General features: G+C 68.2%; 9 protein-coding genes. 2 read left to right on the top strand and 7 right to left on the bottom strand.

What is annotated here, in order from left to right:
• Positions 1–125 precede the first annotated feature (125 nt).
• From AJAP_RS04865 to typA, 3 genes are all read right to left on the bottom strand, one after another.
• Positions 126–1,931 carry an ABC transporter family substrate-binding protein gene (locus AJAP_RS04865; protein WP_038508528.1) on the bottom strand — a complete coding sequence of 602 codons (1,806 nt, stop codon included), beginning with the start codon at positions 1,929–1,931 and terminating at the stop codon, positions 126–128.
• A 287-nt stretch (positions 1,932–2,218) separates the two neighbouring features.
• Entirely contained in the window at positions 2,219–3,928 is a 1,710-nt protein-coding gene (locus AJAP_RS04860; protein WP_038508525.1) for an ABC transporter family substrate-binding protein, read from the bottom strand.
• A 1,031-nt stretch (positions 3,929–4,959) separates the two neighbouring features.
• Positions 4,960–6,882, bottom strand: a complete 1,923-nt coding sequence (gene typA, locus AJAP_RS04855) for a translational GTPase TypA (RefSeq protein WP_038508522.1) — start codon at positions 6,880–6,882, stop codon at positions 4,960–4,962.
• Between the two features lie 195 nt (positions 6,883–7,077).
• On the opposite strand from typA, the gene AJAP_RS44330 reads away from it, so the two are divergent.
• Positions 7,078–7,236 carry a hypothetical protein gene (locus tag AJAP_RS44330; RefSeq protein ID WP_007028942.1) on the top strand — a complete coding sequence of 53 codons (159 nt, stop codon included), beginning with the start codon at positions 7,078–7,080 and terminating at the stop codon, positions 7,234–7,236.
• Positions 7,237–7,243: 7 nt separating this feature from the next.
• Here AJAP_RS44330 and AJAP_RS04850 read toward each other — a convergent pair whose 3' ends face one another.
• Positions 7,244–7,543: a YciI family protein gene (locus AJAP_RS04850; RefSeq protein WP_037340953.1), complete on the bottom strand. Its 300-nt coding sequence runs from the start codon at positions 7,541–7,543 to the stop codon at positions 7,244–7,246.
• A gap of 278 nt (positions 7,544–7,821) precedes the next feature.
• On the opposite strand from AJAP_RS04850, the gene trpS reads away from it, so the two are divergent.
• Positions 7,822–8,787 carry a tryptophan--tRNA ligase gene (gene trpS / locus AJAP_RS04845; protein ID WP_038508518.1) on the top strand — a complete coding sequence of 322 codons (966 nt, stop codon included), beginning with the start codon at positions 7,822–7,824 and terminating at the stop codon, positions 8,785–8,787.
• Positions 8,788–8,836: 49 nt separating this feature from the next.
• Here the strand turns inward: trpS and AJAP_RS04840 are convergent, their stop codons facing one another.
• Genes AJAP_RS04840 through AJAP_RS04830 form a run of 3 tightly spaced genes read right to left on the bottom strand, consistent with a single transcriptional unit; the run spans position 8,837 to position 11,290 of the window.
• Positions 8,837–9,226: a (deoxy)nucleoside triphosphate pyrophosphohydrolase gene (locus AJAP_RS04840; protein ID WP_038508515.1), complete on the bottom strand. Its 390-nt coding sequence runs from the start codon at positions 9,224–9,226 to the stop codon at positions 8,837–8,839.
• A 10-nt stretch (positions 9,227–9,236) separates the two neighbouring features.
• Positions 9,237–10,565 (bottom strand): ATP-binding protein, encoded by a 1,329-nt coding sequence (locus tag AJAP_RS04835; protein WP_038508514.1) that lies wholly within the window; start codon positions 10,563–10,565, stop codon positions 9,237–9,239.
• Positions 10,562–11,290, bottom strand: coding sequence for a response regulator transcription factor (locus AJAP_RS04830; RefSeq protein ID WP_037340943.1), 729 nt, complete (start codon positions 11,288–11,290; stop codon positions 10,562–10,564). Before AJAP_RS04830 ends, AJAP_RS04835 begins: the two co-directional genes overlap by 4 nt.
• Positions 11,291–11,313 lie beyond the last annotated feature (23 nt).

Below are 11,313 nucleotides of genomic sequence, written 5' to 3'. Positions count from 1 at the left end.
ACCGTAGTGGCGGTAACCCTACGGTCAACAGCTACTTCCGGCGGGTACGGGGGCCCGGCTTGTGGCCGGACCCCCGTACCACCAGGATCGCGTAAGCGAGTGGTGAAAAAGCGGGGCGGAAGGCCCTACTTCTTCTGCTCCCACTCACCGACGTTCCACAGGACACCGTTGTACGACTGCATGTAGGTGCGGTCGATGCCCTTGAACGCCCACATGGACGGGGTCTGGAACAGCGGCAGCGTCGCGTACTCGTCCGCGATCGCCTGGTCGGCCTTCTGGTAGTTCTCCAGCTGCACGGCCTCGTCGGTGGCCTTCACGGCCGCCTCGAAGGACGAGTCGATCGTCGGGTTCGACAGGCCCTGGTAGTTCTGGCTGCTGTCGTCGACACGGGTGATGTAGATCGACTTCTGCTCGGCCTTGAACGGAGCGGCGGACCAGCCGAAGAGCGCGGCGTCGTAGTCGCTGGCCGCGAGACGGCCACCCTTCAGGAAGTTGGCGTCCTGGTCGTCCGTGATCTCGATACCGGCGGCCTTGGCCTGCGAGATGATGATCTCGACGGTCTGCTGACGGCGGGTGTTCTGGTTGTGCGAGATCTTGAACGACGCGCGCTGGCCGCCCTTGGCGAAGATACCGTCGCCACCCTTGACCCAGCCGGCGTCGGTCAGCGTCTTGGCCGCGGCCTCGGCGCCCAGACCGGCCTTGCTGCTGTACAGGTCCTTGAAGCCCTGCTCGCCCGGCATGAACACGATGCTGTTCAGCGGGGTCGCGTCGGCCTGGACCTCCTTGAGGAGCTTGTCGGTGATCTCCTGGCGGTTGACGACCTCGAAGAACGCCTTGCGCAGGGCCTTGTCCTTGAACATACGACCGTAGTTGAGGTCGATGTGCTCGAAGGTCAGCTGCGAGGCCGAACCGTAGGTCACACCCTGGGCGGAAAGGCCCTTCATGGTGTTGGCCGCGGTGGCGTCGGGCTGGGTCGAAGCGGCGACGTCGATCTCACCGTTCTGCAGCGCGGTCGCCATGGCCTTGGTGTCCTCCATCGCCTTCACGACGATCTTGGAGGGGCCACCCTTGCCACCGATCCAGTTCGGGTTCTTCTCGAGCGTGACGGCCTTCTGGTTGGCGTCGAACGCGGTGATCTTGTACGGGCCCGAAGCCGGCATGACGTCGGCCTTGAAGCCCTTGAAGCCGTTGGTCCAGAAGTCACCGGCCTTCGCCAGCTGAGCGGCGTCGCTGGTCGGGGTCAGCTTGGTGATGTCCGCGACGCCCGAGTTCTTCTCGACGATGTGCGCGGGCATGATCGCGGTCGAGTTGAACAGACCCTTGTAGTCCAGGTACGGCTCGGTGTACTTGGTCTCGAAGGTCAGGTCGTCCTTACAGGTCGCCTCGTTGATCAGCTGGTAGCCGGTCGTCGAAGCGGCGAGGAAGGCCTGCTTGCCGTCGGAGGTCTTCGCCTTGCCGGAGTGCGCCAGCCACGACAGGTACATGTCGTCGCAGTCGAACGCCTCGTTGTCCGACCACTTGACGTTCGGCTTGATCTTGTAGACGACGGTCTGCGGCGCCTTGGAGGTGACCTCCCAGGAGTCGAACACGTCGTTGTTCAGCAGCACCTTGTTGTTGCCGTCGAGCACGTCGGCACCGGCGAGCACGGCGGTCAGGATGTAGGTGTTGTACGACGTGTTGGTGTCGGGCGTGTCGTTGTTGTAGCCCGAGTACCCGTCGTCGATGCCCACCGTGACGGTGCCTTCGTAGCCCTTGGTGTCCGCGAGCTTGAAGTTCTCACCGTTCTGCGCCTTGCCGGTCGCCATGCTCTTGATATCGGTCGACGACCCGTTCGGGTCGGTACTGCCGCTGTCGCCACCGCTGCATGCGCTCAGCACAAGCGCGGAGGCCGCGACGAGCGACCAGGCGGAGACTGCCTTGGACTTCCTCATGAAGTGTGCCCTCCTAGCACTGGGCTCCTGAGATCGGAACAGGACCCCACACCGCTCCGGTGAGATGGCCCGGAGCCTATGACACGCCAAGCGACACTCATTTGGCGCACTGCGGGTGCACGCTAGAAAGGAAATGCACGAACAGTCACCAGTTCCGGGGCGATCGTGACCAAAGGGTAACTTGCGGCCGACATCGAGAAATACATCGGTTACCTTGAGGAATCAGTCCGCCACTCGAACGTGCCGGGAAAGGTCACCCTCCAGGGTCGGACTCGGACTCGAAACGGCTACTTCGGACCCCTCGTCCAGTTCACCGCCGACCCGAAAGGGCCCACCATAGGAGGACCTGCGGTTACTCCGGAAATACCAGAGCCGATGGCGAGGGTATCGGCCAGCTGGAACAACGGAATGGCAACATTCCGACGCCACAATTCCGGTTCGAGGGCCGAAAGCGCGTCCGCGGCCGGGGTGGTGCCGGTCAGCGCGGCGTCGATCGACGGCTGCAGGGCCGGATCGCAGAAGCCCAGCGGGTTCGCCGGGACGACGGCCTTGGTCTTGTCGGCGAGCTGATCGGGGCGGCAGCCGAAGCTCGACGCCAGCGCCGAAGCGACGTCCGCACCACCGGTGACCTGGCCGATCACCGCGATGTCGATGCCGACGTTGCCCGCACCCTCCGGCGTCGTCTGCTGGATCCCGTTGAGCACCGGCATGGCGAGCAGAGTCGAGAACAGCTCCCTCGGCTGCGGCGCGATCGCGTTGACCTCGATCCCCGCCGCCACCAACTGGGCCGTCAGTTCCTTGGCGATCGTCGCGTACGGCTCCTTCTTGGCGGGCGACGCGACGACCAGCGAAAGGTTCTTCCCGTTCTTCCGCCAGGTTCCGGCTTCCTTGGTGTATCCGGCGGATTTGAGCAGTTCCTCGCCCTTGACCGGGTCGGCGGCCGACGGCGGGCCAGGGGCCGGGATCGTCGGCTGGAAACCGGGGGCCGACGGGACGCGGACCTGGGCGTCGGCGCGGAGCTTGTCCGACGGGCCGCCGTCGGCCGCCTCGGTGATCAGCTTTCCGCGGTCGATCAGCGCGGTGACCCCTTCGCGCACCTTGGGATCCGACAGCGTCGGACTCACCGGCCGCAGGAGGATCTGCGCGACCGTGGGGCGCGCGACCGTGTGCAGCTGGACGGCGGAGCCGAGTTCGCCGAGCCGTTTGAGGCCGACGCCGTCGGTCATGGTCATCGCGAACTGGTCGTTGCCGCTGCGCAGGGCGGCCAGTGTGCCCTCCTGATCGGCCGCACGGAGCACGATCCGGTCGAGGGCGGAGGGTTTCTCCCAATAGCGCTCGTTGCGCTCCAGGGTGACCTCTCCGCGCGCGGTGTCGAGCCCCTTGATCGAGTACGGGCCGCCGACGGCCGGGAACGCCGTCGCCAGCGCGCCTTGCCACCCGTTCGGGGCGTCCTTGAGCAGATGGGCGGGCAGGAGATTGTCGAAGAGCGTCTGCCAGCCCGGGTACGGCTTGGAGAAGGTGACCTCGACCCGCTTGCCGCCTTCGCGCGACTGGATGTCCGAGATCAGCCGGTAGCCGGCGGCGCCGATGACACCGGGCTGATCGCGCATCGCCTCGCGGAGGTACGCGAAGTCCTCGGCGGCGATCGGCGCGCTGTCGGACCAGGAGGCGTCCGGGCGGATCGTGTACGCGACCGTGAACGGCTGCTGCGAGACGACCTCGGCGGACTTCATCAGGTTCTTGTCCAGTTCGAAGCTGCCGTCGTCCTTGGGGCGGAACACCGACGGGAGCAGCAGCTGCGAGAGCGCCGACGTCACCTGGGACGCGTCGGCGAGGTTGTGGGGGTTGTAGCCGCCGAGGACGTCGTCGACACCCACGACGACCTGCGAAGGCGTCTTCGTGGTCGACGTGCTCACCGGAGAGGCTGAAGAGCTGACCACGGGCGGGGGCGGGGTGTTGCTGCAGGCGGCGAGGAGCACCGCCGCGCACGCCAGCATGGGTGCCGCTGTGGTCCGTGACCGCACGCCTGGATCCTCCTGGTTTGTCCCTCGCCCCGTCGCCATAGAGCTATCACGCCGGACATGGCCTCGGCAGCGAGATTCCCATATCGGCCCGGCCGTCGCCCGACCGGATGCCGTCCTCCCCCGGTGGACGTCCGGGAGCCCCTCGGGGTTCCTGCCGCGCCGAGGCTTTTCGGCGGCACCGGAACGCGATACTCCGGCAATCGGTTCCGCAAACCCGGAACATTCCGGAACGGCCGCCGGAATGTTCGCCACCGCACGATTCATGGCCGCAACGATCGCGATCGCGAGTCCTATCCGGACGCGTTTAGGAACTTTTGTTTCACGGCGGTCCGGATCCGCATTCGCCGAACCGGCGCGAGCGGCCGCCCCGCCGTCGTTGCGCCGCGTCCGTTCCGGTGTTGTGAACACCGTCCGAAAAGGAGGATCGGCTTTCCCCGAAATTGTACGGAAAGGACCTTTCTTTAACGAAGAACGCTCGATCGAATACGGTGCGTGACCACATTCCGCGCCGGAAACGGCGAAGGGCGCCTACTCACGGTGAGTGAGCAGGCGCCCTTCGGCGTTGGGACGACACGCGTGATCAGACGGACGACACGGGTGATCGAATGGACGACACGCGTGTCCAGCCGGACGCCTCACGGCCCAGGCGGTCGCGTCAGGGTGTCGTCCACCCAGTCACACGTGTCGTCCGTCCAATCACACGTGTCGTCCACCCAGTCACGCAACCGACCCGGTCCGGGCGATCGTAAGTGACGATTCGGGCTAAGACCTTACGTATCTGCTGGCCCGAAGTCCGTGAAGGCCTCCTTGAGGGACTCTGGGTCCCTCAAGGAGGCCTTCACGGACTAGGAACACGGGCGCGGCGTGAGCGGAGGCGTGACTCGCGTGATCAGGGACGTGACTCGCGTGATTGGAGGCCGCACTCGGGTGTTCCGCCTCTGATCACGCGAGTTCCGGCTTCGATCACGTGAGTGCGGTCTCGCCACCCACCTGGCCGGTCGGGCTCAGCCGCGGTTCTTCATCTTGTTGCGCTCCTTGGCGCGCTGGTTGACGTCCAGCGTGACCTTGCGGATCCGGACGACGTCGGGGGCGACCTCGACGCACTCGTCGACGGAGCAGAACTCCAGCGCCTCTTCCAGCCCCATCTTGCGCGGGCGGGCCAGCGTCTCCATCACGTCGGCGGAGGACTGACGCATGTTCGTCAGCTTCTTCTCCTTGGTGATGTTGATGTCGAGGTCCTCGGCGCGCGGGTTCTCCCCGACGACCATGCCCTCGTACACCTCGGCGCCGGGCTCGACGAAGAAGGTGCCGCGGTCGGCCAGCTGGATCATCGCGTACGCGGTGATCGGGCCGGAGCGGTCGGCGACCAGCGAACCGGAGTGACGGGTGCGGATCTCCCCCGCCCACGGGAAGTAGCCCTCGAACACGTGGTTCGCGATACCGGTGCCGCGGGTCTCGGTGAGGAAGTCGGTGCGGAAGCCGATCAGGCCACGCGCCGGGAGGACGTAGTCGAGCTTGATGCGGCCGGTGCCGTGCCCGCCCATGTGCTCCATCCGGCCCTTGCGGGCGGCGAGGAGCTGGGTGATGCCGCCGAGGTGCTCCTCCGGGGCGTCGATCGACAGGCGCTCGAACGGTTCGTGCAGCTTGCCGTCGATCGTCTTGGTGACCACCTGCGGCTTGCCGACGGTCAGCTCGAAGCCCTCACGGCGCATCTGCTCGACGAGGATGGCCAGCGCCAGCTCGCCACGGCCCTGGACCTCCCAGGTGTCGGGGCGCTCGGTCGGCAGCACCTTGATGCTGACGTTACCGATGAGCTCCTGGTCCAGCCGGGCCTTCACCAGCCGCGCGGTGACCTTGTCGCCGCCGCTGCGGCCGGCCAGCGGCGAGGTGTTGACGCCGATGGTCATCGAGATGGCCGGCTCGTCGACGGCGATCCGGGGCAGTGCCTCGGGGTTCTCGACGTCGGCCAGCGTGTCGCCGATGGTGATGTCCGGGATACCGGCGATCGCGACCAGTTCGCCCGCGCTGGCCTCGGTCGCCGGGACGCGGGTGAGCGCCTCGGTGACGAGCAGTTCGGAGATCCGGACGTTCTGGATGCTGCCGTCCTCGCGCATCCAGGCCACGGTCTGGCCCTTGCGCAGGTTGCCGGAGTGGATGCGGATCAGCGCGATACGGCCGAGGAAGTTCGACGCGTCGAGGTTGGTGACCAGCGCGCGCAGCGGGCCTTCCTTGTCCGCGAAGGGCGGCGGCACGTGGCGCAGCAGGGTCTCGAACAGCGGGTCGAGGTTCTCGCTCTCGGGCACGGCGCCGTCGGCGGGCTGCTCGAGGCTCGCCTTGCCGGACCGGGCGGAGGCGAAGACGACCGGGAGGTCGAGGATCGCGTCGAGATCGGCGTCCTCGATGTCACCGGCCAGGTCGAGCAGGAGGTCGTGGGTCTCCTCGACGACCTCGGAGATCCGCGCGTCGGGCCGGTCGGTCTTGTTGACGACCAGGATCACCGGCAGGCCGGCCTCGAGGGTCTTGCGGAGCACGAACCGGGTCTGCGGGAGCGGGCCCTCGCTGGCGTCGACCAGGAGGACGACACCGTCCACCATGGCCAGTCCGCGCTCGACCTCGCCGCCGAAGTCCGCGTGGCCGGGGGTGTCGATGACGTTGATGGTCACCGGGCCGTTCTCGGTCTCGCGGTGGATGGAGGTGTTCTTCGCGAGGATGGTGATGCCCTTTTCCCGCTCGAGCTCCCCGGAGTCCATCACGCGGTCGACGAGTTCGGCGCGTTCCTCGAAGGCGCCGGACTGCCGGAGCATGGCGTCGACGAGGGTCGTCTTGCCGTGGTCGACGTGTGCGACGATGGCGACGTTGCGCAGGTCGGGCCGGGTCTTGCCGGACGAGCGGCCGGCATCGACTGCGGTGGCGCTGGCTGCGGGCACGCGAAGGCTCCAAAGGTTTCAAGTTCGGGTGTGGTGCCCGCGCTCGCGCGTTCGAGACACGCCTGGCCGACTTTGGCCATACGCGGACCACACCAGGATACCTGTAGCCCGACTGTGAGCAGCCCCACGCCCCCAGATCGGTTAGGCTCACCTAACGTGTAGAGGTCGCCGACACCGGTCGGAGAAGGAGCGCGCGTGGGCAAGAAACTACCCGACGACCCGCACAAGCTCGTGCGCAAATGGATGAAGTCCGGCAAGGTCAAGAAGAAATGCTGCCGGTCGAAGTCGCGGTGCGGCAAATGCCCCGTTCTCGCACTGAAAAAGGCGAAAACGAAGATCGCGAAGGCCGCTTAGAAGATCGTCAGTGCACCACCGCCTCGTTGATGGCCCGCAGTTCCGGCGCGGTGCGGGTCGGCGAGAACTCGATCACCTCGTAGGTGGCCATGTGCTTGATCGAGAAGGGGTCGGTCGCGAGGATCGCGTCCAGCTTTCCCCTGGCCATGGGCTTGGTGATGATGACGCCGCCGATGCGCGGGTTGCGCCTGCCGGAGGCGAGGAAATTGCCGTGTTCGTACTGTTTGGTCAGCCAGTCGGCGTGATCAGGGAGCACGTAGTCGATTTCTTCGATGGGCGCGGTGTAGGTCAGCAGGACGACAAACATGAGTTGAAGGTAGACCCGGATCTCCAATATGACGGACGTACTGGCCGGGCTGATATGAAGTGTTGACGCGCAATGCCCGGAATGAGTGATCTGCCCTTCCTTTTCGGGCTGCGGTACCATCGTCGGCATGCGCGCGCAGAACGCCCAGTGGTGGCCGCCCTCCGGCGGCCCCGCAGTCCTGCGCTGAACCAGACGAGCGCACCACCAGGCCGCCCCACCGGGCGGCCTTTTTCGTGCCCGGACCCTGGGGCGGCCCGAATCCGGAAGGAAGAAGGCAGATGATCAGGTTGTCCGGGATCACCCCGTCCGGCCACGTCCACGTCGGGAACCACCTGGGGGCCATCCGGCGCTGGGCCGACGAGGGCGGGCCGGACGACCTGTACTTCGTCTCCGACCTGCACGCCATGACGAACGCGCACAATCCGGCGAAACTGCGCTCGATGGCGTCGGAGCAGCTGGCCGTGCTGATCGCGGCCGGGATCGAACCGGACCGCGTGTTCGTGCAGTCCGACATAGCCCGCGAGCTGGGCGCCCTCAACTGGGTCCTCGAGTGCACCTGCAACTACGGCGAGGCCGCCAGGATGATCCAGTTCAAGGAGAAGTCGAAGGGCCGCGCCGGGGTCCGGCTCTCCCTGCTGACCTATCCGGTGCTGATGGCGGCCGACATCCTGCTGCAGGGCGCGGACGAGGTCCCGGTCGGCGAGGACCAGCGGCAGCACGTCGAGCTGGCGAGAACGCTGGCGAAGCGGTTCAACACCACCTACGGCGACGTGTTCACCATGCCGAAGGCCGTGCTGCCGCCCGCCGGCGCGCGGGTCATGGATCTGGCCGAGCCGACGCGGAAGATGTCGAAGTCGACGAAGGAAGAAGCCGGGGTGATCTTCGTCCTCGACGAGCCCGACCAGGTCCGTCGGAAGGTCAAGCGCGCGAAGACCGACGGCGGGTCGAAGCCCGCCTACGCGCCGGATACGCGTCCGGGGATGGCGAACCTGCTGGACATCCTCGCGGCGTGTACCCGCGAGAAGCCCGAGGTCCTCGCGGACCGCTTCGACTCCTACGGCCAGGTGAAGGAGGCCGTCGCCGAGGCGCTCATCGAGGAGCTGCGGCCGGTCCGGGAACGCGCGTTGGCGCTGCTGACCGACCCCGGCGAACTGGAGCGGGTGCGCAAGGCGGGTGCCGTCCGGGCGGCGGAACGGGGTGAGCACCGGCTGCAGTCGGCGCTGCGGCTCATCGGCGCCGGCTGAAGTTCCGTGAAGGCCTCCTTGAGGGACTCTGGGTCCCTCAAGGAGGCCTTCACGGACTTGTGAGCAGGGCGTGCAGGGCGGGCAGGAGGATCCGGTCGGCGGGCAGCCAGTCGAGGTCGTCGAGTTCGCGCGCGGAGATCCACCGGACGTCCTTGTGCTCCACGGCCCGAGGCTCGTCCCCTGCGCTGACCAGCGAAGCGGCGTAGATCCGCAGTACCTTCCCCTTCGGCAGCGGCACGTCTTCGCCGACCCGGCCCGCGACCGTCACGGCGACGTCCAGTTCTTCCAGGCATTCCCGCGCCAGGGCGGCCTCGTCGCTTTCGCCGTCCTCGACCCGCCCGCCCGGCAGCTCCCATTGCCCGGCGTGGTCGGCGGGCCAAGCCCGCTGCTGCGCCAGCAACTGTCCGTCCCGCACGATGGCGGCGCCCACGATCACCACGGGGCACACCTTAACCAGGCCGGGCCGCCTGCCAGACGATCTGGAAGCGCGCCCCGCCGTCGGGGGATTCGCCGACGCGCACCCGGCCTCCTCGGCGACGGACGGCCTCCGCGACCATCGCCAGCCCCAGGCCGGTGCCGCCGGAGGACCGCGCCCGCGAGTCGGACACGCGGTAGAAGCGGTCGAAGACCCGGTCCCGGTGTTCAGGGGCGATACCCGGGCCGTCGTCGTCGACCACCACCCGCACGGTGGACCGCGCCGCCAGCACCGACACCACGATCTCGCTCCGCGCGTACCGGCAGGCGTTGCGCAGCAGGTTGCTCAGCACCAGCTCGACCTCGGAATGCGTGGCCAGCGCCCACGCCGTCCCGACCGTGCCGCTCACCCGGATCTCGGGTGCGCCGGCGGGCATCCGCGCGACCGCGGCCCGCACCTCGCTCACCAGCTCGACCGGTTCCGCGGGCGGGACCTCCCCCGCGTCCGACCTCGCCAGCGCGAGCAGCCCGTCGAGCAGCGCGGAGAGCCGTTCCGATTCCTCCAGGATGTCGGAAAGCGTCTCCTGCGAGAGGTCGGGATCAGGGTTGGCGACGGCGACCTCGGCCTGCACGCGGATCGACGCGACCGGTGAGCGGAGCTCGTGCGCGGCGTCCCCGGTGAACCGGCGGAGCCGGTCGGCGCCCTCTTCCTGCCGCGCCAGCAACGCGTTGAACTCCTCGGCCAGCGCGCGGAGTTCGTCGTGCGAATCCGGGAGCGGCAGCCGCGCGCCCGGCGGAAGCGCCCGGACCGATCCGCGCATCCGCGCGACCGGCCGCAGGGCGAACCGCACCAGCAGCCACGTCGCGATCCCCGCGCCCACCGCGCCGACCGACGCGACCACGAACAGCCACAACCCGCCGGAGTGCACGGCCGTCGCGAAGCCGACCAGGCCCGCACCCGCGACGACGAGCCGTTGCTGACCGTCGGGTGCGGTGACGACGGTGCCCGCCCAGCGCCAGCTGTGCTCGCCCCCGGTCGTGATCGATTCGCCCGCCTTCAGCGCGCGGACGTCCGTGGCGCCGAGGTTCGGCGGCGGCAGGCCGTCCACCGGGCCGCCCGCGGTGTCGAGGACGCGGACGGTGACCGCCGACCCCGACGGTGTCCGCCCGGCCGAAACGTCGGCCTTCGCGGTCTCCAGTTGAGCGCTCAGCTCGTCGTCGACCGAACCGATGAGCAGCGGCTGCAGGTTGTCCCCGGCGACCGCCGCCAGCCCGAGCAGGAAGCCGAGCGTGACCGTGGCCGCGAGCAGCGTGATCCGGACCTGGAGCGAACGGCGGCGCCACCAAGACGGCGAGCCGATCACCCCTGTCCCGCCGGGGCGATCACTTCGTCGAGCTGCGGATCCGAGGCCAGGTATCCGTGCCCCCGCACGGTCCTGACCAGGGCGCCCGCGCCGACCGCGTCGAGTTTGCGGCGCACGTAGCCGACGTAAACCTCGACGACGTTGCGGGTCGCGGCCTGCTCGTCGCCCCAGACCGCGCGCAGCAGTTCGTCCTTGGTGACGACCGTTCCGGCCCGGCCGGCCAGCACCTCCAGCAGAGCGAACTCACGGGGGCTGAACGCGACATCGACGCCGTCGTAGCGGACCTGCCGCAGGCTCCGGTCGACTTCGAGCGCGCCGATGCGCAGCGGTCCGCGGGTCCCGTCCGGCGACGCCCGCCGCAGCACCGCGCGCACCTGCGCGACCAGCACGACGAACGAGAACGGCTTCACGAGGTAGCCGTCGGCGCCGAGGTCGAGCCCGTCGGCCTGATCGACCTCGCCGTCCTTCGCCGAGATCATCAGCACCGGCGTGGTGACACCGAGCGCGCGCAGCCGTTCGAGCACGCGGTAGCCGGAAAGCCCCGGAAGCATGATGTCGAGCAGGACGACGTCGAAGGAGCCCGTCTGCGCGAGCCGCAGACCGCTGGGCCCGTCGGCCGCGGTGACCACGTCCATGTCCTCGGCGCGCAGCCCCCGCTGCAACGCCTTGCGCACGCCGGGTTCGTCGTCGACCACCAGTACTCGAGGTTTCACGCTCTTCATCATTCACGCTTTCACCAGCTCACGCG

Origin of the sequence: Amycolatopsis japonica, assembly GCF_000732925.1 — a bacterium.
In the GTDB taxonomy this organism is placed as follows: Bacteria; Actinomycetota; Actinomycetes; order Mycobacteriales; family Pseudonocardiaceae; genus Amycolatopsis; species Amycolatopsis japonica.
Note: the sequence above shows the minus strand (reverse complement) of the source record. Positions and strands in the feature narration are given on the sequence as shown.